Here is a 21,939-nt window from a genome sequence, read left to right on the forward strand (position 1 = left end):
GCCGGGCGAACCCGGCTTCTTTATAAGTACGACAATCTACCCGTGAAAAGATTCCCGGGTGATTCAGGCAGCGTCGCCCACGACAGCCACGGTCACTTCGACCACGACGTCGGTGTGCAGCGCCACGGAGACCGGGTGCTCGCCCGTGGTCTTCAGTGGGCCGGTAGGCATGCGCACGGCGGCTTTCTCGACTGCGAAACCAGCCTTCGTCAGCGCTTCGGCGATGTCGTAGTTGGTCACGGAACCGAACAGACGGCCGTCGACGCCGGCTTTCTGCGACACCGTCACGGTCATGCCGTTCAGCTTTTCGCCCTGGGCTTGAGCGGCGGCCAGCTTTTCAGCGGCGGCTTTTTCCAGCTCGGCGCGCTTGGCTTCGAACTCGGCAACAGCCGAGGTCGTTGCACGACGTGCCAGTTTTTGCGGGATCAGGAAGTTACGTGCGTAGCCGTCCTTGACCTTCACGACGTCGCCCAGGTTGCCGACGTTGATGACTTTTTCCAACAGAATGATTTGCATAGTTCTCTCCAGGATCTATCTGCCGCAATTAAGCGTGGTGCAGATCGGTGTAAGGCAGCAGGGCCAGGTAGCGGGCGCGCTTGATCGCGGTGTCGACTTGACGCTGGTAGTGCGCCTTCGTGCCGGTCAGGCGTGCTGGCATGATCTTGCCGTTTTCCTGGATGAAGTCTTTCAGCGTGTCTACGTCTTTGTAGTCCACTTGCTCAACGCCAGCGGCGGTGAAGCGGCAGAACTTCTTGCGCTTGAACAGAGGATTTTGCTGTTTGCGCTTCTCTTTCAGCTTTGCTTTGTTTTTGTCGAACTTTTTACCGAATGCCATTTTAGGCTCCTGTATCTAAATGTGGTGCTGTCAGGGCAGCACGGAAATCAATGATGTGAAATACCAGGCTCTTGCTGTGGCGATTTTTCTTGGCCAGAAAACCCGTGAACTCGTACGTCCCTCCCAGTGCCGCACCGCTGAAGCGGTTCGAGATCTCGCCCGCGGCAACCGCGGAGATTTCGAACTCGGCCAGGCGGGCGATGCCTGCCTCCATCTGCTGCGAACTGTGCTGCAATACTGCATTCACGAGTGGCAGACCGGCCGGGGTGTATCGCAATACTTCCCGCTCGGTGATGAGGCCGACAAACTGAAGGTGGTTCAAGGACTCCCTGCAATACTTACGCCGACAAACTTAAGCTGCTGCGGCTGCTGGAGCGGCGGCTGCTGGTGCTTCCGAGCGGTGGCTCTTGGCCGCGTCTTCACGCTGGACCGACTTCATCATTGGCGAAGGCGCGGTTTCCGCTTTCTTCATCTTGACGGTCAGGTGACGCAGCACGGCATCATTGAATTTGAATGCGGTTTCCAGTTCGACCAGGGTCTCGTTGTCGCACTCGATGTTCATGCAGATGTAGTGTGCTTTAGCCAGTTTCTGGATCGAGTACGCCATCTGACGGCGGCCCCAATCTTCCACGCGGTGCACGTTACCGCCGCGCGAGGTCACGCTGGCCTTGTAACGTTCGATCATCGCGGGCACTTGCTCGCTCTGGTCCGGATGGACGATAAATACGATTTCATAGTGACGCATGCAAACTCCCTTAAGGACTGTTGATAGCCCACCCCGGCGTCAAGACGGGTGTGGGAAGAGGTAAGCCCGCGACTATATCAGGGTTTTGACGGAAAATCCAGCATCCCAAGCCACCTCGGCCGGACGTCGGGCCGCCTCGGTGTCTGCGGCGCCGTCAGCGAAAAAAACCGGGGACAAGCACCGTTTCCTGGCTTCCATCCTGACGTGCCCGAAAAAACGGAGCCTGTCACCGGTTTCCAGAGTGCGTGTAAAAAACCGCTGCCAGGCACCAGTTTCGGCATCTGTTTCCCGTGGCCTTTTTCTGCCCCGACGTGGGGAAAACCGGAGCCTGTCACCGGTTTTGCGCGGCGTGCCTGCGCCGCACGAGACCAACTCATCACAAATATTTCGCCCAAACCAACAATTTCCCTTGCAATCCCACGGGTACTGTACAAAAATACAGACTGTCTATATAAACAGCCATTGCACCATGATCAAGCTCACCGCAAGACAGGAACAAATTCTCAATCTGATCAGGGATGCCATCGAAAACACCGGCTTCCCGCCGACCCGCGCGGAAATCGCGGCCGAGCTGGGTTTCAAGTCCGCCAATGCGGCCGAAGAGCACCTGAAGGCGCTGGCGCGCAAGGGCGCGATCGAAATGACGGCCGGCACGTCGCGCGGCATTCGCCTGCTGGGCGAGCGCCCTGTCGCGTCGCAGGGACCGAAACCGGCGGACCTGGGCCCGATGCCGCAGGTGCCGGCGTCGCTGCTGATGTCGCTGCCGCTGATCGGCCGCGTGGCCGCCGGCTCGCCGATCCTGGCGCAGGAAAACCTGGAGACGAGCTACAGCGTCGACCCGGCACTGTTTTCCGCCAGGCCCGACTTCCTGCTGAAAGTGCGCGGCGAATCGATGCGCGACATCGGCATCATGGATGGCGACCTGCTGGCAGTAAAGAAAGTGGACAGCGCCAAGAACGGCCAGATCGTCGTCGCCCGCATCGGCAATGAAGTCACCGTCAAGCGCTACCGCCGCACGGGTTCTACCGTGGAGCTGCTGCCGGAGAACCCGGACTTCAACGTGATCACCGTCGATCCGGAGAGCGATGAGTTCGCGCTGGAGGGATTGGCGGTCGGGTTGCTGCGCAGCTGGCACTGAGGCATCGGGCCATCTGGCGGCAGCTGCCTGGACGTCGTCAGCTTTGACGACGTTAGCTCTGGCGTCGCCTGCTTTGACGACGTTTTGACGTTGACAGCTCTTACCGCGTTGGCCCCACGTCGCCCGCCTATCACTGCCTGCCGCCACGTCGGAGGCAGTCACCTGCTGTAACTCGCATGGCTCACGACAGGTAACTGCCTCTGGTGTTTTTATTTGCCGGCGGCACGCAGCGCCACCGTCCGGTGCGCCAGATCCACGTACACGGCGTAAGCCTGGAAGAAGTCCGCGCCCAGGATATCATCGGCCTTGAAGCGGCCCGGCAGCGGCATCAGGTACGATTTGATCGCCGCCGGCTTTCCGCCAGACGCAACCGGCCCGTCCGGCAGCACCAGCGTTACGAATTCGCATGGTCGCGCGGGCCCGAACAGGTCGCACTTTTTCGTCGCGTCGCGTTGCGCCTGGACGGGGCCGGGCTTGACGATCGACAGGTTGGCTGCCGAATCGAACGTCAGCGGCACCGACACCTCCGCTCGCGCGCCAACAGCGGCCAGCAGCAGCGCGGCTATCGTGACGAGGCGCAGACTCATGCGTTCACCCTCCTGCGTTCACCCTCATGCCGGCAGCGCCGCCTTGAAGTCGTCCAGCAGATCGGCCGCGTCCTCGATCCCGACCGACACGCGGATCAGCGACTCGGCGATCCCCATTTGCGCGCGCCGCTCGGCGCCCATCTCGTAGAAGATCGTGTGCGCCACGGGAATGACAAGGGTGCGCGTGTCGCCCAGGTTCGACGCCGGCACGGCGATCTTCATCCGGTTCAGGAAGTCAAACAGGTCGATGCCGTCCTTGAGTTCAAAGCTGAACAGCGAACCGTAGGCGCGGAACAGTTCCGACGCGACGCCGTGCTGCGGGTGCGTCGGCAGGCCCGGGTAGTAGACGGCGGCCACGCGCGGATCGGCCGCCAGCATTTCCGCCAGCGCCTTCGCATTGGCGCAGGTGCGCTCCATGCGCAGCGCCAGCGTCTCCGCGCCTACGGCGATATGGTGCGCCGCTTCCGGCCCGAGCGAAGCGCCGAAGTCGCGCAGGCCCTTGGCGCGGATCTGCGTGATGCCCCACATCGGCTGCGCCGCCTTTTTATAGTTCTCGAAGATATTCGGGAAGCGGCTCCAGTCACAGACGCCGGTATCCGTCAGCGCTCCACCCAGTGCATTGCCATGGCCGCCGATCGACTTCGTCAGCGAGTTGACGACAAGGCCCGCGCCCACCGCCTTGGGCTGGAACAGGTACGGCGTCGTCATCGTGTTATCGACGATGTACAGGATGCCCCGCTCGGCGCACAGCTGGCCGATGCGCTGCAGGTCGGCGATCTGCGTGCGCGGATTGGCGATCGTCTCGACGAATACGATCCGCGTGTTGTCCTTCAGCGCGGCGGCGACGTTGGCCACGTCGGTCGCGTCGACAAAATCGACGCCGACGCCCTGCCCGGCCACCGTCTGCCACAGCGAGTTCGTATTCCCGAACAGGAACGACGACGACACGACATGGTCGCCCGAGCGCAGCAGCGCCTGGAACACGGCGCCGATGGCGGCCATGCCGGTGGCGAAGCACAGCGTGGCGACGCCGCCTTCCATCCTGGTGACCTTTTCCTCCAGCGCGGACACCGTCGGATTGCCCTGGCGGCCATAGCGGAAGCCCGGCTCGCGGCCCTGGAACACGGAAGCCAGCTGGCGCGCATCCGTGTAGCCGAATGCGACGGACGTGTGGATGGGTTTATGCAGCGAGCCCTGCTCGATGGGCTTCTGGCGGTCGCCGTGCAGGATCGTGGTCGTGAAGCCGTGGGTTTTCTTTTCGCTCATATGCACTGACAAAAAATAAGGGCCCGGAAATCCGGGCCCTTCAGTTTAGCAAACCATCACACTTCCGGGGTGGCCGGGTGCAGGTTCAGCTGGTTGATCGCGGCGCCTTCGACACCCGGCACTTTCGGGTTGTGGCGGGCCTGCTCGATGCGGTCCAGGTACGCGGGCGTCACGCCGCCTGTCACGTAGACGCCGTCGAAGCACGACGCTTCAAAGCTCGTCAGTGCCGGGTTGACGTCCGAAATGGCGCGCTTCAGGTCGTCCAGGTCCTGGTACACCAGCGCATCGGCAGTGATCTCGCGGCAGACTTCCTCGACCGTGCGGCCGTGGGCGATCAGTTCGTCGCGCGTGGGCATGTCGATGCCGTAGACGTTCGGGTACAGCACCGGCGGCGCGGCGGAAGCGAAGATGACTTTCTTCGCGCCGGAGTCGCGCGCCATCTGGACGATCTCGCGGCTCGTGGTGCCGCGCACGATGGAATCATCCACCAGCAGCACGTTCTTGCCCTTGAACTCGTCGCCAATGGCGTTCAGCTTCTGGCGCACGGACTTCTTGCGCAGCGACTGGCCCGGCATGATGAAGGTGCGGCCGATATAGCGGTTCTTGATGAAGCCTTCGCGATATTCCTTGCCAAGGCGCAGCGCCAGCTGGATCGCGGCCGGACGGGACGAATCGGGGATCGGCATGACGACGTCGATATCGTCGGCCAGCCCTTCGCGCTTGATCTTCTCGGCCAGGTACTCGCCCATTTTCAGGCGGGTGCTGTAGACGGAGGCGCCGTCGATGACGGAATCGGGCCGGGCCAGGTAGACGTATTCGAACACGCACGGGTTGAGCGATGCCGTGTCGGAGCACATACGGCTGTGCAGCTGGTGATCGTTGTCGATGAAGACCGCTTCGCTAGGTGCCACGTCGCGCAGGAAACGGAAGCCGATGCCTTCCAGCGCCACCGATTCCGAAGCGATCAGGTACTCGTTGCCCTGCTCCGTTTCGTTGACGCCAATGCACAGCGGACGAATGCCGTGCGGGTCGCGGAAGCCCAGCATGCCCACGCCGGCGATCTGCGCCACGGCGGCGTAACCGCCCTGCACGCGGCCGATCACGGCCTTGACGGCCTGGAAGATCGTGTCCGGATCGATCGAATAGCCCGTCGTGGCCTTCTGGATTTCGTGCGCCAGGACGTTCAGCAGCACTTCCGAATCGGAGTCCGTGTTGATGTGACGGCGGTCGTTCTTGAACATCTCGGACTTGAGCTGTTCCCAGTTGGTCAGGTTGCCGTTGTGGGCCAGCGTGATGCCGAACGGCGCGTTGACGTAGAACGGCTGCGCTTCCTCTTCCGACGACGAGCCGGCGGTCGGGTAACGGCAGTGGCCGATGCCGGTGTTGCCCAGCAGCGAGCGCATGTTGCGGGTACGGAAAACGTCGCGCACGAGGCCGTTAGCCTTGTGCATCGTGAACATGCTGCTGTAATTGGTCGCGATACCGGCCGCGTCCTGGCCGCGATGCTGCAACAGCAGCAGCGCGTCATACAGCAGCTGATTGACGGGTTGATGGGAGACGACGCCAACGATGCCACACATACTGTGCTCCTGAATGGGTGCTACGGATTTATGAAATTCTAAAATTGCACGTGCTGCGCAACGGCAGCGGGAAGAAAGGGTTTCACGGTGCGGACACCGCTCTCGGCCAGCGGGCTGAGCAGCGCATGTCGCCAGAAGTCCTGCTGCGGAATCGACGTCATCCCGCACAGTATGACGCCGGCCAGCACGATTACAAGTCCGCGTCCCAGGCCGAACAGGCCGCCGAGGCCGCGATCGGCCAACGTCAGCCCGCCCGCCTCGACCAGCGCGGACACGGCCATCGACAGCAAGCCCATCAGTATGCGTACGCCGATGAAGAGGGCGATGAACGCAACGATCAGGCGCACCACCTCGCCGGGTATCGCGGACGGCAGCAGCACCGCCAATGGCGCGCTGTACGTATTGGCGACCACGAACGCCACGATCCAGCCCAGCAGCGACAGCATTTCCTTCACCAGGCCGCGCAGCATGCTGACGACAATGGAGGCGACCAGCACGAACAAAACAAGGTAATCGAAAATCGTCACTGCGTCTCGTCAAATGCGGTTGCGGCGGTCAGACGGGCACGAGGCTGCCGGACAGGCCGATCTTCTGCAACCGCGCCCTGGCCTTTTCCGCCTCTTCGCGGCTGCCGAACGGGCCCACCTTCACGCGGGTCAGCTCGCCAGACGGCGACTTCTGCGTGAACGACTTGATGCCTGCGGCCTGCAGCTTGCCCTGCAGTTCATCGACCTTGTCCTTGGCCGACAACGCGGCCACCTGGATCACGTAACGGCTCGATCCTTCCGGCTCCGCCGGCTTCGCGGCCGCCTTGCCTTCCAAAATCGCCAGCGCGCGGGCGGCATCGTCCGGCTTCTGCTCGGGCTTGGCTTCACGCTTCGGCTCAGGCTTAGGGTCGGGCTTCACTTCGGGCTTCGCCTCGGCACGACGCGTTTCGGCCTTGGCTTCCGGCTTCGGCTCGGCCTTGCGCTCAGGCTTCACGTCATGTTTCGGCTCCGGCTTCGGCTCGGGCCTGGGTTCGGTTATCTTCGGCTCCGGCTTCGTTTCCTTCGGTTCCGTCCAGACCACGGGCTCGTTCGGCTCCACCTTGGCAAGCGCCACTTTCGGTGCCGCCTCGGCCGGCTCGACGATTTCCTCGCTCTGGTCGAGCGCTTCGTTCTGCGCGACCTTGTCGGCTGCCTTATCGGCCACCTTGTCGGCTTCGTTTTCCGCGGTCACGGCCGCGCCCTTGTCGTCCTCGGCGGTCTTTTCCCGTGCGGGAATCTGGATGGCAATATCGTTGGCCAGCGGCTTCGGCTCCGAATCGAGCACCATCGGCAGCCCGATGGCAACGGCCAGCGCCAGCGCGATGGCGCCGACGAGGCGGCGCCGGGCCCGTTTCTTTTCCGGGAGCACCGGATCGGGCACTTCCCGGCCGGAACGGCTGCGGCCGCGCGCGGCGGCGGCTTCGGCGCCGGCATGCGCGGCGCGTTTGGCGCGGGCACGCTCCGCAAGGTTGCGGTCGTCTGCGGCCCGGTAATAGCCACTGTCTTCAGTGGACTCCTGCTTGTTTTTACCAAATTTCGAGAACAAGCCCATGCGTGAATTTCTCAGTGGAGTGAGGATTTGCGTGCCGCCATGACGGCGCCAACGGTCAGGAACGATCCAAAGACCACAATTCTATCATTCTCCCCTGCCCGGCTCATCGCATTTGCAAACGCCGCTGCAGGGTCGTCGAACAGGTTGACGGTGCGATCCTGCCGGTCCGGCTGGATCATCTGCACCTTGGCAGCCAGCTCGGAGGCGCTGGCGGACCGGGGCGACGGCAACGTTGCCAGGCACCAGTGATCGACGTGTTCCGACATGGCCTTGACGACACCGTCGATATCCTTGTCGTGCATCGAGCCAAATACGGCGAACGTGTATGGGTGGTAACCCATATTGCCCAGGTTCTGGTTCAAGGCAGCGGCAGCGTGTGGATTGTGCGCCACGTCGAGGATGACGGTGGGACGGCCCGGCAACACCTGGAAGCGCCCCGGCAGCTCGACGGTAACGAGGCCGTGGCGCACGTCCTGCGCGCCCACCGGCAGTTCGTTCTTGAGCACTTCCAGCGCCGCCAGCGCGGCGGAAGCGTTGAGCAGCTGGTTGGCGCCGCGCAGGCTCGGATAGGCCAGCGAATTGCGGCGCTGGCTGCGCCCGCCGTAGTTCCACTGCTGCTTGTCGCCGGCATAGTTGAAGTCGCGCCCCATCAGCCACAGGTCGGCGCCGATGGCCTGCGCGTGGTCGATCAACGTTTGCGGCGGCACGGGATCGCTGCAGATGGCGACCTTGCCCGGCCGGAAGATGCCGGCCTTTTCAAAGCCGATCTGTTCGCGCGTGCCGCCCAGGTAATCGACGTGATCGATATCGACGCTGGTGACAATCGACACGTCGGCATCGACGACGTTGACGGCGTCCAGGCGGCCGCCCAGGCCCACTTCGAGAATCACGACGTCCAGCGGCGCCTTGCTCATCAGGTGCATGATCGCCAGGGTGGTAAATTCGAAATACGTCAGCGACGTGTCGCCGCGTACGGCTTCCACCGCGTCGAACGCCTCGACCAGCCGGGCATCGGTGGCCAGGTCGCCGTTGATGCGGGCGCGCTCATTGAAGTCGAGGAAGTGCGGCTTGATGTACAGCCCTACCTTGTAACCGGCTCGCAGCAGGATCGATTCCAGCATCGCGCACGTGGACCCCTTGCCGTTGGTGCCCGCAACCATGATGACGGGGCAGGAGAACTGCAGGCCCAGGCGTTCCTTGACGGCGCGCACGCGGTCCAGGCCCATGTTGATGACGGTTTCGGCGTGGCGCGATTCAAGCAGCGCGAGCCAGGCTGGGAGGGTGGTGGGAGTGGACATGACTTCCGGAAAATGCGGGGAAAGGCGGGATTTTACCAGCGGTACAAAAAAGCCGGGGACAGGCACTGCTGCGCGTCGTCAACGCGCGCAGCCGCCTGTCCCCGTGGTTCGGCTCGAAACTTACGCCAGAACTTCCACGGCCTGATTCTGCAGCAGGGCCAGCAGGCGCGCGATTTCTTCGCGCATCTTGCGGCGATCGACGATCATGTCGATAGCGCCCTTGGTCAGCAGGAACTCGGAACGCTGGAAGCCTTCCGGCAGCTTCTCGCGCACGGTGTTTTCGATGACGCGCGGGCCGGCAAAGCCGATCAGCGCCTTGGGCTCGGCCATGACGACGTCGCCCATGAACGCGAACGAAGCGGACACGCCGCCCATCGTCGGGTCGGTCAGCACGCTGATGAACGGCAGCTTCTTCTCCGACAGCTTGGTCAGCATCGACGTGGTTTTCGCCATCTGCATCAGCGACAGCAGGCCTTCCTGCATGCGCGCGCCGCCGGTGGCGGTAATGCAGATGAACGGCACTTTCTGTTCCAGCGCGACCTGGGCCGCGCGGGCAAAGCGCTCGCCGACGACGGAGCCCATCGAGCCGCCCATGAATTCGAATTCGAAGCACGCCACGACCACCGGCAGGCTCATGATGGAACCGCCCAGGCAGATCATCGCATCCGTTTCGCCGGTGGCTTCCATTGCCTGCTTCAGGCGGTCGGGGTATTTCTTGCTGTCCTTGAACTTCAGCGTATCGACGGGCAGGCTTTCCTGGCCGATCTCGTAACGGCCGCCGGCGTCCAGCAGCGCATCGAGGCGCTCGCGGGCGCGGATGCGCATGTGGTGGTCGCACTTGGGGCAGACGTGCAGGTTCGATTCCAGATCGGTACGATACAGGACGGCCTCGCAGGACGGGCACTTGACCCACAGACCCTCGGGCATCGTCTTGCGGGCGGCAGCGTCCGAACGCTGAATGCGCGGCGGCAGCAGTTTTTCCAACCAGCTCATATTTTCTCCTGTTGCTCTGTGACGTAGGGCGGAAGTGTAGCCTGTTCCATCAGCCGTGTCGAACATTCAACTTTGCCAACTTTACGTACGACCGTGAGATTTTATGCGGCCTGCGGTTCACATCAACGGCCGAGCCCGTGACAACATCGGGGTCAGGCACCGATGTTGTCACGGCTCGGCCGTTAGCGTTGCGCCGGCTCTTGCGCTTGCTCGTCCAGCGCCCTGCGGATGCCGGTCACGAAGCCTTGGACGGCCGCCGGCGCGCCTTCCGGCGTGCTCGCTTCGATCTCCTGGATGACGCGGCTGCCGATGACGACGGCGTCGGCCACCTTCGCCACCGCTTTGGCCGTGGCAGCGTCGCGGATGCCGAAGCCCACGCCGATCGGCAGGCTGACGTGCTTGCGGATCGCCGCGATGCGCTCGGCCACTTGCGCCGTGTCGATATTGCCGGCGCCCGTCACGCCCTTGAGCGACACGTAATACGAGAAGCCGCTGCCGACCTTGGCCACCTGGGCGATGCGCTCCTCCGTCGACGTCGGCGCCAGCAGGAAGATCAGGTCCAGGCCGGCGGCGCGCATCTTGCCGGCAAACACCTCGCACTCTTCCGGCGGGTAGTCGACGACGATGGCGCCGTCCACGCCCGCTTCCTGCGAGGCAGCGATAAAGGCGTCCACGCCGATACGCTCGATCGGGTTGGCATAGCCCATCAGCACGACGGGCGTGGTCTGGTTTGTCTGGCGGAACTCGCGCACGAACTCGAACGTGCGACGGATGCCGACGCCCTGCGCAAGTGCGCGCTCACATGCGCGCTGGATGACAGGCCCTTCGGCCATCGGGTCGGAAAACGGCACCCCCAGCTCCAGCACGTCGGCGCCGCCGGCAACGAGCGCGTGCAGCAGCGGCACCGTCTGTGCCGGCGACGGGTCGCCGGCGGTAATGAAGGTCACGAGACCGGTCTTGTTTTGTTCTTTCAGTGCTGCGAAGGTTTGGGCAATACGGGACGTTGGGGACATTTTTATTCTCGGCAAAGGTGGTTGTCAAAATCGGAGCCTGTCACCGGTTTTCCAAAACCGGTGACAGGCTCCAGTTTTCTTGCAGCGGACTCAGCTGAAATTCAGCCCCATCCGCTCCGCCACCGTATGCATGTCCTTGTCGCCCCGGCCGGACAGGTTCGCCAGCACGATCTTGTCCTTCGGCAGCGTCGCGGCCAGCTTGGCCGCATAGGCCAGCGCGTGCGACGATTCGAGAGCCGGGATGATGCCCTCGATATGGCAGCAGTCGTGGAAGGCCTGCAGCGCTTCCTCGTCCGTGACGGACACGTACTGCGCCCGGCCCGAATCCTTCAGCCACGCGTGTTCAGGCCCGACGCCCGGATAGTCCAGGCCCGCCGAGACGGAATGCGTCTCGATGATCTGGCCGTCCTCGCTTTGCAGCAGGTAGGTGCGGTTGCCGTGCAGGACGCCCGGATAGCCCTTCGTCAGCGATGCCGCGTGCTTGCCCGAGTCCAGGCCCTCGCCTGCCGCCTCCACGCCGATCAGCTGCGTGTCCTTCTGGTCGATGTACGGATAGAAAATGCCCATGGCGTTCGAGCCGCCGCCGATGCAGGCCAGCACGTAGTCGGGCTGGCGGCCCGTCATTTCCGGCATCTGCACGAGGCATTCCTCGCCGATGACGGACTGGAAGTCGCGCACCAGCATCGGATACGGGTGCGGTCCGGCGACCGTGCCGATGATATAGAACGTGTTTTCGATATTCGTGACCCAGTCGCGCATCGCCTCGTTGAGCGCATCCTTCAAGGTCTTCGAACCGGATTCCACCGGCACGACGGTGGCGCCCAGGAGCTTCATGCGGTAGACGTTCTGCGCCTGGCGCTTGACGTCCTCGCTGCCCATATAGACGACGCATTCGAGGCCGAAGCGCGCGCAGATCGTCGCGGTGGCGACGCCGTGCTGGCCGGCGCCCGTCTCGGCGATGATGCGCGGCTTGCCCATGCGTTTGGCCAGCAGTGCCTGGCCGATGACGTTGTTGATCTTGTGCGCGCCCGTGTGGTTCAGGTCTTCACGCTTGAAGAAGATCTGCGCGCCACCCGCCATTTCCGACCAGCGGCGGGCGTGATAGATGGGCGACGGACGGCCGACGAAGTGCTTCAGCTCATAACGGAATTCTTCGAGGAACTCGGGATCGCGGCTATAGCGGGCGTAGGCTTCGTTCAGTTCGGCCAGCGCGTAGGTCAGCGTCTCGGCAACGAAGGAGCCGCCGTACGGGCCGAAGTGACCCGTGGTGTCAGGCAGCTGGTAGTCGGTGGCGTGGAACAGGGCGGCGGGGCCGTTGGCATTCGGGGTTTTCATGTGAAGCTCTCTGTACTGGAACCTTCGCCCGCCGCCGCGCCCTGGAACGCTATGAACGCTACGGGATGGCTGGCTGGCCGGAGGTCGAGATGGATTCGGCGGCCCGCACCGCGGCAATGAACTGCGCGATCAGGCGGGCATCTTTGATGCCCCTGGCGGCTTCGACGCCACTGCTGACGTCAACCGCGTAGGGGCGCATGCTGGCCACGGCGCCAGTCACGTTGTGTACGCTCAAGCCACCACTCAAAACGGCCCGATGCGCGAGATCTTTTGGAACGAGAGACCAATCGAAAACCTTTCCTGCGCCGCCGTATGCATCGACAAACGTATCGAGCAGTACCCCGGCAAAGAGCGGGGAGGAAGCGCGGCATTGTGTCTCATATTCTAGCAGCTCGCTGCCGACCGTGTCCCCTTTTACACGGAACACGCGCACGAACGGGCGGTTCACCGCGGCGGCGGCGGCCGCGCACTGCTGCGCCGTCTCGTCGCCATGGAACTGCAGCAGCCCGACGGGCGCGGCCGCCACCGTCGCCGCCACTTCGTCGGCGGGAGCGTTGACGAACAGCCCGACAGCCGTCACGAACGGCGGCAGCAGCGCGATCAGCTCGGCCGCGCGCTGCGGCGTCACGTAACGGGGGCTTTTCGGGTAGAACACGAAACCGACGGCATCCGCGCCGGCGGCCACGGCGGCCTGCACGTCCTCTTCGCGGGTCAAGCCGCAGATCTTGATACGGGTACGCTGCATGATGGTCCTTGTCAGAAGGCGGGCAGGATGCGGGGCGTTTCCTGCGGCAGGCCCCATTTGGGATCGTAGTCGATATTGGCCAGATACAGGCCGTCCGGCATGAACGTGGGCGCCGCCACGGTGCGGTCGCGCCCCGCCAGCAGTTCGCCCAGCCATTCCGTGTCCTCGCGGCCCTGCCCCACATAGATCAGCGCCCCCACCAGGTTGCGCACCATGTGATGCAGGAAGGCGCTGGCGCGCAAGGTGAACAGGATCATGTCGCCATGCCGCTCGATCGCGATCTCGTGCATCTCCTTGACGGGCGTCTTCGCCTGGCAGCCGGACGCGCGAAACGCCGAGAAGTCGTGCGTGCCGATCAGCGGACGCACCGCCTCGCGCATGCGCTCGACATCCAGCGGACGGTGCATGAAGCCGGCGCGCCCCGCCAGGAGCGGCGCACGCACGGCATTGTTGTAGAGCAGGTAGTGATAGGTGCGCGAGCGCGCCGAAAAGCGCGCGTGGAAGTCGGCGGCCGGGTCGAACTCCGCTTCGCCGTACGCGACAACTTCGTGCAGCTCCTTGGCCCAGCGCACGCCGATCGACTCGGGCAGAAAGGCGTTGATGCCGCGCACCCAGGCATGCGGCTCGCGCTGCAGGTCCGTATCGAAATGGACGACCTGGCCCAGCGCATGGACGCCGGCATCGGTGCGGCCGGCGCAGGTGGTGCCGATATGCACGCAGGCGAACTTTTCGATCGCCCCCTCCAGCTTGTCCTGCACGGTCTGGCCGTGCGGCTGCACCTGATAGCCCTGCCAGTCGGTGCCGTTGTACTGGACTCCCAATGCGATGCGTTTCAATGCCTGCTCTTCTGACTCAATTGCGGAGCGGGCATTATACGCGCATGGCCAGGAGCGTCGGCACGGCGGCCGTTCAGCCCAGCTGCGCCAGCATCTCGTTGGCGCGGGCCACCTGGTCGTCGCTGCCGCCGCGGATGACTTCGTCGAGCAGCTCTCGGGCGCCTTCCTTGTCGCCGATCTCCTGGTAGGCGATGGCCAGGTCCAGCTTCGTGTCCATTTCCATCTGCAGGGCCGACATGGGTTCGGCCGTCGGGGCGTCGTCCGCTGCCGCTGCCGCCGTGACGGCATACGGGTCCGGCGCGGCGGTCTGCTCCTTCTCGTCCAGTTCCAGGTCGATGCCCGACAGGTCGAACTCCGGCGGAGGCGCCGCTGCCGGCTGGTCGGCCACGCGCGGGGTGTCGGGCAGCGCAAAGTCCTGCTCGTCCAGGCCCAGCGACGGTTCCTCGGACGGCCGTACGGCCGCTTCGCCAGGCGGCACCGCGTCCGGCAGGTTGAAGTCCATCAGATCCAGTTCGGCCAGCGGATCGGTTGCCGGCTCGTTGGCCGATGCCGTCTTGTCCGCACCCGGCAGGTCGAGGTCGAAGTCCATGGACAAATCGTCCAGTGACGACGGCGCGGCGGCGCCCGGCGCAGCGGCGGGCGCTGGTGTTTCCGGCTCGTCGAAAGCCAGATCGAGACGGTCGGCGGAAGCGTCCTGCGCCGCCTGCCCCGCTGCGGCCGCCTGCACGTCCGTCGTGCGGCGTGCCGTATCGTCGCCCAGGCCGCCCAGGTCGAAATCGAAGTGGTCGGCGTCGCTGCCGTCGGCCACGGTCGGCGCCGGTGGCGCGGCATCCGGGACGGCCGTACGGTCGTCGCCGAAATCGAAGTCCATCAGGTTTGCGGCCGCTGTCTCGTCGGATGCCGGGGCGGCAGCCGCGTCGGAGGGACGGGCTGTGGCATCGCTGTCGAAGTCGAGCGGACCGGCTTGCGCCGTCGCGGTTTCGTGGCGGCCCGGCTGGCCGAGATCGAGATCCAGGCCATCGTCCGGCGCCGCCTCGGCGCGGGCTTCGCGGCGCTGCTCCAGCATGCTGCTGAAGTCCGACAGCGCGCCGGCGTCACCGGCCGAATACGTGGCGGCCCCTGCCGCCGCCGCGGCAGCACCGGCCGCCACGGCATAATTGCCGGCGATGGCGCCATCGCCGCCGCTGTACAGCGGATTGTGCGGATCGATCGAGCGGCCCAGCGCCGCGGCCTGGGCCCAGTCGTCGCCCTGTCCACCGGTCAGGCCAAGCAGCTCGCTGGCCTGGGCCTCGAAAGCACGCGTGTCCTTGCGGGTCGCGTAGATCTCCAGCAGTTTCAGGCGGACAGCGTGGCGCTCGGGATGCGTGCGCAGCGCTTCCTTCAGGATTTCCTCGGCCTGCAGATCGCGGCCATAGGCGATATACACGTCCGCCTCCGCCACCGGGTCCACTTCGTTGGTATCGAGCTGGCTGGCCGATGGCGCGAAGTTCGAGTTGAACACACTGTTGCTGGTGTCGACGCTCTGGCCGCCCGCCTCCGCATACAGCGGCTGCGCCAGCGTGCCTGGTTCATCGAGCGGCACGGCGTCCTTGACGACGACCTTCTTCTCCTGCGCCTTGCGGCGGCGCGACAGCGTCAGCCCGACCGCGGCCAGCAGCGCCGCCAGCGCGACGCCAATGAGCGGCATGTTTTCCGTGATCGACGCCATGATGCCCGGTTCGGGCTTCGCCGGCACGTCGGGCGGCGTTTTCGCCGGCGTCGCGACGGGAGCGGCGGCGGGCGGCTTCGGCGTCAGGTCCACGGGAGCCATCGGCTGCGGGGCCGCCGGTGCATTGGCTGTATCAGCCTGTGCCAGCGCTGCCTTGTCCTGTGCGTCCGCGGCGGGCTGGTTTTTCACCGTCATCAGCTTTTCCAGGTCGCTGACGTTCTTTTCCAGTTCCTTCACGCGGGCAGCCGCATCGGCCACCTGCTGGTCCTTGGCGATCTTGTCCTCGACGGCAGCCGCGGCCCCGGTCTTGCCGGAACCCTCGCCCGCCTTGGACAGTTTGAGCTGGTCCTGGGCCTCGTTGGCGGCGGTCGGGCGCTCCTGCACCTTCGTCGTGATTTTGCCGGTGGCGCTCTGCGCCGTTTCCGGCGACTTGGCCGGTGTGCTGGCGGCGACCTGGCCCGCCAGGCGCGCACGGTAGGCGTTGAAGTCGGCCGCGTGGGCGACGACGACGCGCCTGGCCTCGCGCGGGCCGGTGCTGCGCACGGCATCGGCGCCCGGCACGGACAGGATGGCACCGGACTTCAGCCGGTTCATGTTCTTGCCGCTGAACGCTTCGGGGTTGGCGCGGTACAGCGCGACCAGCATCATGTCGAGCGAGATGCCGGCCGGCTTGAGGTCGCTGGCGATTTCGCTCAGCGTGTCGCCCCGCTTGACGCGTACGTCCGGCTGGTTCTGTTCCTCGCGGCGCTGCTGGGCGGTCGGTGTCTGGGCGGGGGCGCCCGCCGCGGGCTTCGTGGCACGTTCGCCATTGGTCACGTCGATGGGCGCGGCCACCTGCGGCGCCTGCGTGGAGCGGATCTCGGCCGGGTCCAGCAGGAACGTGTACTCGCGCACCAGGCGCCCTTTGGCCCATGTCAGCTCCAGCAGCATGTCGACAAAGGGTTCGTTGACGGGCTGGCTGGACGTGACGCGGATGAACTGGCGGCCGTCACGCTGCTCGATGTCGAAGCGCAGGTTCATCAACGCCGGGTTGAAATCGATGTTGGCGGCCTTGAACGCTTCCGCCGGTGCCAGCTTCGCGGTCAGGTCGCCTGCTTCCTCGGGCGTCACGGCGGTCAGCTCGATCTCGGCACGCAGCGGCTGGCCCAGGGCGGACAACACGGTCAGCTTGCCGAGGCCGGCGCCATACGCAGCGGGCAGGATGGCAGCGCCGATGACGGCACTGGCCAGTGTATTCAGCGCGAACGATGCGACCCTGGAGCGTTTTTGTACGGGCATATTTTTCTGGTAATAAGTTGGCAACGGGAAAAAAGTTACTTTCCCAGACGTCTCAACATAACACCATGGCCCCACGACATGCAAGCTCTGCACCTCTGCAGTAACCCCGCAGGACCGTCCCTGTAGACGGCTCGACAACACCACGCCCCAAGATGGCCCCTGCCCTCAATGTGGACACGGCCTCGACAGGAAACAGCTCCATGACAGTTTTCGTGCCTGACCCCGATGTTGTCATGGGCTCGGCGGCAGGGGCGAAAAAAAGCCGGGCGGTGCCCGGCTTGCTGGTGGCGCAGTGGACGCTTACTTGTCCAGCACGATGCGCAGCATGCGGCGCAGCGGCTCGGCGGCGCCCCACAGCAGCTGGTCGCCGACGGTGAACGCGGAGATGTACTCCGGGCCCATCGACATCTTGCGCACGCGGCCGACCGGGATCGTCAGGCTGCCCGTGACGGCGGCCGGCGTCAGGTCGCGTACCGACGCCTCACGCGTGTTCGGCACGAACTTGACCCACTCGTTGTCCCCCGCGATGATGTCGTTGATCTCGTCCAGCGGCACGTCCTTCTTCAGCTTGATCGTCAGCGCCTGCGAGTGGCAGCGCATCGCGCCGATGCGCACGCAAAGGCCATCGACCGGGATCACGGACGAACCGAAGTCCGCGCCGCGGCCCAGGATCTTGTTGGTCTCGGCGCCGCCCTTCCACTCTTCCTTCGACTGGCCGTTGTTCAGGTCCTTGTCGATCCATGGAATCAGGTTGCCGGCCAGCGGCACGCCGAACTGCTTCGTTTCTTCGCCGGACAGGCCGTGCTGGGTTGCCAGCACCTGGCGGTCGATTTCCAGGATCGCCGAAGCCGGGTTGTCCAGCAGCGGCTTGACGGCCGCGTTGATGGTGCCGAACTGCGTCAGCAGCTCGCGCATGTGCTGCGCGCCGCCGCCCGATGCGGCCTGGTAGGTCATGGACGTCATCCACTCGACCATATCCTGCTTGAACAGGCCGCCCAGGCCCATCAGCATGCACGACACGGTGCAGTTACCGCCGATGAAGTTCCTGACGCCCTTGACCATCGCGTCCTTGATGACGTTCAGGTTGACCGGGTCCAGCACGATCACGGCATCCTTGTCCATGCGCAGCGTCGATGCCGCGTCGATCCAGTAGCCGTTCCAGCCGGCCGCGCGCAGCTTCGGGAACACGTCGCTCGTGTAGTCGCCGCCCTGGCACGAGATGATGATCTCGCAGCGCTTCAGTTCTTCGATGTCGGTCGCGTCCTTCAGCGTGGTTTCGTTTTTCGCCATCGCCGGCGCCTTGCCGCCCGTGTTCGACGTCGAGAAGAACACCGGTTCGATGTGGTCGAAATCGCCCTCTTCCTGCATGCGCTGCATCAGGACGGAACCCACCATGCCGCGCCAACCTACCAGACCTACTAGTTTCATTTGGAATCCCTCGGATTATTCTGTGTGTTTTCTTGTAACGCCGCGCATGCCCGTTCGGCTTACCCGACCGGGCGCGCGGCACGCAAATTATTTCGCCAGCGCCGCGACGACGGCGTCGCCCATCTGTTCCGTGCCCACTTTCGTCGTGCCTTCCTCGAAGATGTCCGGCGTACGCAGGCCCTGCGCCAGCACGGCCTTGACGGCGTTCTCGATGCGGTCGGCCTGTCCGGCGCGGTTCAGCGAGTAGCGCAGCATCATCGCGCAAGACAGGATCGTCGCCAGCGGATTGGCCACGCCCTTGCCCGCGATGTCGGGTGCCGAGCCGTGCGACGGCTCGTACAGGCCCTTGTTGTTCGCGTCCAGCGATGCGGACGGCAGCATGCCGATGGAGCCCGTCAGCATCGCGGCCGCGTCGGACAGGATGTCGCCGAACATATTGCCGGTAACGATGACGTCGAACTTCTTCGGCGCGCGTACCAGCTGCATTGCCGCGTTGTCGACGTACATGTGATCGAGCGCCACGTCCGGATACTCCTTGTGCACGTCGCCGACGATGTCCTTCCAGAACTGGAACGTCTCGAGCACGTTGGCCTTGTCGACGGACGTCAGGCGCTTGCCGCGCTTCTGCGCCGCCTGGAACGCCACGTGGGCGATGCGGCGGATTTCGCCTTCGGCATAGCGCATCGTATCGAAGCCTTCGCGCTGGCCCTTGAACGGACCGTCCGGGCACTCGCGCACGCCGCGCGGCTGGCCGAAATAGATGTCGCCGGTCAGTTCGCGGATGATCAGGATATCCAGGCCGGACACCACTTCTGGCTTCAGCGTGGACGCGCCAGCCAGTTCCGGATACAGGATGGCGGGGCGCAGGTTGGCAAACAGGCCCAGGTTCTTGCGCAGGCCGAGAATGGCCTGCTCGGGGCGCAGCGGGCGCTCCAGCGTGTCGTACTTCCAGTCGCCGACGGCGCCGAACAGGATGGCGTCGGCCGCTTGCGCCAGCGCCAGCGTGGCTTCCGGCAGCGGATGGCCGGCCGCTTCATAGCCGGCACCGCCGACGGGCGCCGTCTCCAGTTCGAACTGTTCGTCCAGCGCGTTCAGTACCTTGACGGCCTGGGCGACGATCTCGGGGCCGATGCCGTCGCCCGGCAGGATTGCGATTTTCATGTTGTTGTTCTCAGATCGAGTTGGCCAGCCAGGGCTGGTTTGCCAGATGACGCTCCTCGAAGGCACGGATGCTGTCGGCATGACGCAAGGTCAGGCCGATGTCGTCGAGACCGTTCATCAGGCAGTATTTGCGGAAGGCGTCGACCTGGAAGGGATAGGAGATCTTGCCGTCCTTGGACAGGATGCGCTGCTGCTCAAGGTCCACCACCAGGCGGTAACCGGGGAAGGCCCTGACTTCGTTGAACAGATGATCGATCTGCGCTTCGGTGAGCACGACGGGCAGCAGGCCGTTCTTGAAGCAGTTGTTGAAAAAGATATCGGCAAAGCTGGGCGCGAGGATGGCGCGGAAGCCATACTGCTCCAGCGCCCACGGCGCGTGCTCGCGCGAGGAGCCGCAGCCGAAATTCTTGCGCGTCAGGAGAATCGAGGCGCCCTGGTAGCGCGGCTGGTTCAGCACGAAGTCCGGGTTGAGCGGACGGCGCTCGTTGTCCATGCCCGGTTCGCCGTGATCGAGGTAGCGCCACTCGTCGAACAGGTTGGGACCGAAACCGGTACGGCGGATCGACTTCAGGAACTGCTTCGGGATGATGGCATCGGTGTCGACGTTGTTGCGGTCGAGCGGAGCGACGAGTCCTTCATAGATCGTAAATTTTTCCATGGTGCTCTGCTGGTGGGCGGCGGCGCGCGCGTGACGTGCCGGCCGCGATGTTATTTTCTGCCGGCGCCTTCGACAACCTGGCCGACCTTCTGCACGTCCTTGCCGATGCCGGCGATCGTGTTGCAGCCGCTTAGGATCAGGGTGGTGAGGGCGATGGCGAAGATGGTTTTCATAATGATTCGAGCTGGATTGTTACTACAAAAATGCTGCAAGCGTGGGTCAGGAAGGAGTGATCGCTGGCAGGCGATCACGGCTGCGCAGGCGCGGAGCATGCTCCGCGAAACCCCTGCTGCGCCCCGGCGGGTCCGATCCCGGCCATGCGCCGTCGGGTTGTCAATGCCAGCGGCGCGCGATCAGCGCAGGCCGCGTACGTCGACAAAATGGCCGGCGATACCGGCAGCGGCAGCCATGGCCGGGGATACGAGGTGGGTACGCCCGCCCTGGCCCTGGCGGCCTTCGAAATTACGGTTCGACGTCGAAGCGCAGCGCTCCCCCGGATCGAGGCGGTCGGCGTTCATCGCCAGGCACATCGAGCAGCCCGGCTCGCGCCACTCGAAGCCGGCCGCCCTGAAGATGACGTCCAGCCCCTCGCGCTCGGCCTGCTCCTTGACCAGCCCTGACCCCGGCACCACCATCGCCAGGCGCACGTTCGACGCGCGCTGCTTGCCGCGCACGACGGCGGCCGCGGCGCGCAGGTCCTCGATGCGCGAGTTGGTGCACGAGCCGATGAACACCTTGTCGATGCGGATATCCTCGATTGCGGTATTGGGCTTCAACGCCATGTACGTCAGCGCCTTTTCCATCGCGTCGCGCTTGACGGGATCCTTTTCCAGGTCCGGATCGGGCACGCGGCCGTCGATCGACGTCACCATTTCCGGTGACGTCCCCCAGGTGACCTGCGGCCGGATCTGGGTCGCGTCGAGCGTGACGACCAGATCGAACTTCGCGCCCGGGTCGCTGTGCAGCGTGCGCCAGTAGGCCACGGCCTGGTCCCAGTGCGGGCCGGCGGGGGCGAACGGACGGCCCTTGATGTAGTCGATCGTGGTGTCGTCCACGGCCACCATGCCGGCGCGCGCGCCCGCTTCGATCGCCATGTTACAGACCGTCATGCGGCCTTCCATCGACAGCGCGCGGATCGCCGAACCGGCGAATTCGATCGCATAGCCGGTGCCGCCGGCCGTGCCGATGACGCCGATCACGGCCAGCACGATGTCCTTGGCGGTGACGCCCGGCGGCAGTGCGCCGTCCACCTGCACCAGCATCGATTTCGATTTCTTCGCCAGCAGCGTCTGCGTGGCCAGTACGTGCTCTACTTCGGAAGTGCCGATGCCGTGGGCCAGCGCGCCGAACGCGCCGTGCGTGGACGTGTGCGAGTCGCCACAGACGACCGTCATGCCCGGCAGGGTCGCGCCCTGCTCCGGGCCGATGACGTGCACGATGCCCTGGCGCTTGTCGTTCATGTTGAAGTACGTCAGGCCGTACGCCCTGGCGTTGCTGTCCAGCGTTTCGACCTGCAGGCGCGACACGGGGTCGGCAATGCCGTGCGAGCGGTCGGTGGTCGGTACGTTGTGGTCGGCCACGGCCAGGTTGGCGGACAGGCGCCATGGCTGCCGGCCCGCGGCGCGCAGGCCGTCGAACGCTTGCGGGCTGGTGACTTCGTGGAGGAGGTGGCGGTCGATGTACAGGATGGCGGTGCCATCCTCCTCGGTACGCACCACGTGGGATTCCCAGAGTTTGTCGTAAAGCGTCTTCATGAT

Annotated in this window: 22 protein-coding genes; 1 reads left to right on the forward strand and 21 read right to left on the reverse strand. The window is 64.7% G+C overall.

What is annotated here, in order from left to right; all coding sequences use genetic code 11:
- Positions 1-63: 63 nt before the first annotated feature.
- The 4 genes from rplI to rpsF are packed head-to-tail and all read right to left on the reverse strand — an operon-like array spanning position 64 to position 1,580.
- Positions 64-516 (reverse strand): 50S ribosomal protein L9, encoded by a 453-nt coding sequence (gene rplI / locus E1742_RS08840; protein WP_134384531.1) that lies wholly within the window; start codon positions 514-516, stop codon positions 64-66.
- Between the two features lie 28 nt (positions 517-544).
- Positions 545-835, reverse strand: coding sequence for a 30S ribosomal protein S18 (rpsR, locus tag E1742_RS08845; protein WP_107143310.1), 291 nt, complete (start codon positions 833-835; stop codon positions 545-547).
- Position 836: 1 nt separating this feature from the next.
- On the reverse strand, positions 837-1,157 hold the full coding sequence (priB, locus tag E1742_RS08850) for a primosomal replication protein N (protein WP_134384532.1): 321 nt from the start codon (positions 1,155-1,157) through the stop codon (positions 837-839).
- 30 nt (positions 1,158-1,187) lie between these two features.
- Positions 1,188-1,580 carry a 30S ribosomal protein S6 gene (rpsF, locus tag E1742_RS08855; protein ID WP_134384533.1) on the reverse strand — a complete coding sequence of 131 codons (393 nt, stop codon included), beginning with the start codon at positions 1,578-1,580 and terminating at the stop codon, positions 1,188-1,190.
- Positions 1,581-2,049: 469 nt separating this feature from the next.
- Here rpsF and lexA point away from each other — a divergent pair, with 469 nt between their 5' ends.
- The gene (gene lexA, locus E1742_RS08860) at positions 2,050-2,718 is read left to right on the forward strand and encodes a transcriptional repressor LexA (RefSeq protein WP_134384534.1); all 669 of its coding nucleotides are present in this window, start codon (positions 2,050-2,052) and stop codon (positions 2,716-2,718) included.
- Between the two features lie 209 nt (positions 2,719-2,927).
- On the opposite strand, the gene E1742_RS08865 is transcribed toward lexA, so the two are convergent.
- The 17 genes from E1742_RS08865 to leuC all read right to left on the reverse strand — a co-directional run bounded on the left by E1742_RS08865 (position 2,928) and on the right by leuC (position 21,939).
- A complete protein-coding gene (locus E1742_RS08865) occupies positions 2,928-3,305 on the reverse strand; it encodes a hypothetical protein (protein WP_134384535.1) in 378 nt (125 codons plus the stop codon).
- 24 nt (positions 3,306-3,329) lie between these two features.
- Entirely contained in the window at positions 3,330-4,571 is a 1,242-nt protein-coding gene (locus E1742_RS08870; protein WP_134384536.1) for a cystathionine gamma-synthase family protein, read from the reverse strand.
- Positions 4,572-4,627: 56 nt separating this feature from the next.
- Positions 4,628-6,151 carry an amidophosphoribosyltransferase gene (gene purF / locus E1742_RS08875; RefSeq protein ID WP_134384537.1) on the reverse strand — a complete coding sequence of 508 codons (1,524 nt, stop codon included), beginning with the start codon at positions 6,149-6,151 and terminating at the stop codon, positions 4,628-4,630.
- Positions 6,152-6,189: 38 nt separating this feature from the next.
- Entirely contained in the window at positions 6,190-6,678 is a 489-nt protein-coding gene (locus tag E1742_RS08880; protein ID WP_134384538.1) for a CvpA family protein, read from the reverse strand.
- A gap of 28 nt (positions 6,679-6,706) precedes the next feature.
- Positions 6,707-7,729 (reverse strand): SPOR domain-containing protein, encoded by a 1,023-nt coding sequence (locus tag E1742_RS08885; RefSeq protein ID WP_134384539.1) that lies wholly within the window; start codon positions 7,727-7,729, stop codon positions 6,707-6,709.
- A gap of 11 nt (positions 7,730-7,740) precedes the next feature.
- Positions 7,741-9,027, reverse strand: a complete 1,287-nt coding sequence (gene folC / locus E1742_RS08890) for a bifunctional tetrahydrofolate synthase/dihydrofolate synthase (RefSeq protein ID WP_134384540.1) — start codon at positions 9,025-9,027, stop codon at positions 7,741-7,743.
- Positions 9,028-9,147: 120 nt separating this feature from the next.
- A complete protein-coding gene (accD, locus tag E1742_RS08895; protein ID WP_134384541.1) occupies positions 9,148-10,020 on the reverse strand; it encodes an acetyl-CoA carboxylase, carboxyltransferase subunit beta in 873 nt (290 codons plus the stop codon).
- Positions 10,021-10,202: 182 nt separating this feature from the next.
- Positions 10,203-11,033 (reverse strand): tryptophan synthase subunit alpha, encoded by an 831-nt coding sequence (trpA, locus tag E1742_RS08900; protein WP_134384542.1) that lies wholly within the window; start codon positions 11,031-11,033, stop codon positions 10,203-10,205.
- Between the two features lie 90 nt (positions 11,034-11,123).
- Positions 11,124-12,368, reverse strand: a complete 1,245-nt coding sequence (gene trpB / locus E1742_RS08905; protein WP_134384543.1) for a tryptophan synthase subunit beta — start codon at positions 12,366-12,368, stop codon at positions 11,124-11,126.
- Between the two features lie 58 nt (positions 12,369-12,426).
- Positions 12,427-13,113 (reverse strand): phosphoribosylanthranilate isomerase, encoded by a 687-nt coding sequence (locus E1742_RS08910; RefSeq protein WP_134384544.1) that lies wholly within the window; start codon positions 13,111-13,113, stop codon positions 12,427-12,429.
- 11 nt (positions 13,114-13,124) lie between these two features.
- Positions 13,125-13,949: a tRNA pseudouridine(38-40) synthase TruA gene (gene truA / locus E1742_RS08915; RefSeq protein WP_134384545.1), complete on the reverse strand. Its 825-nt coding sequence runs from the start codon at positions 13,947-13,949 to the stop codon at positions 13,125-13,127.
- A 73-nt stretch (positions 13,950-14,022) separates the two neighbouring features.
- Positions 14,023-16,935, reverse strand: coding sequence for a motility hub landmark protein FimV (locus tag E1742_RS08920; RefSeq protein WP_134384546.1), 2,913 nt, complete (start codon positions 16,933-16,935; stop codon positions 14,023-14,025).
- Positions 16,936-17,235: 300 nt separating this feature from the next.
- Positions 17,236-18,363: an aspartate-semialdehyde dehydrogenase gene (asd, locus tag E1742_RS08925; RefSeq protein ID WP_134384547.1), complete on the reverse strand. Its 1,128-nt coding sequence runs from the start codon at positions 18,361-18,363 to the stop codon at positions 17,236-17,238.
- 87 nt (positions 18,364-18,450) lie between these two features.
- Entirely contained in the window at positions 18,451-19,524 is a 1,074-nt protein-coding gene (gene leuB / locus E1742_RS08930; RefSeq protein ID WP_134384548.1) for a 3-isopropylmalate dehydrogenase, read from the reverse strand.
- 10 nt (positions 19,525-19,534) lie between these two features.
- Positions 19,535-20,182: a 3-isopropylmalate dehydratase small subunit gene (leuD, locus tag E1742_RS08935; protein ID WP_134384549.1), complete on the reverse strand. Its 648-nt coding sequence runs from the start codon at positions 20,180-20,182 to the stop codon at positions 19,535-19,537.
- Between the two features lie 50 nt (positions 20,183-20,232).
- Positions 20,233-20,355, reverse strand: coding sequence for an entericidin A/B family lipoprotein (locus E1742_RS08940; RefSeq protein ID WP_134384550.1), 123 nt, complete (start codon positions 20,353-20,355; stop codon positions 20,233-20,235).
- A gap of 180 nt (positions 20,356-20,535) precedes the next feature.
- A complete protein-coding gene (leuC, locus tag E1742_RS08945; protein WP_134384551.1) occupies positions 20,536-21,939 on the reverse strand; it encodes a 3-isopropylmalate dehydratase large subunit in 1,404 nt (467 codons plus the stop codon).

Source organism: Pseudoduganella plicata (assembly GCF_004421005.1).
GTDB classification, from domain to species: Bacteria; Pseudomonadota; Gammaproteobacteria; order Burkholderiales; family Burkholderiaceae_D; genus Rugamonas; species Rugamonas plicata.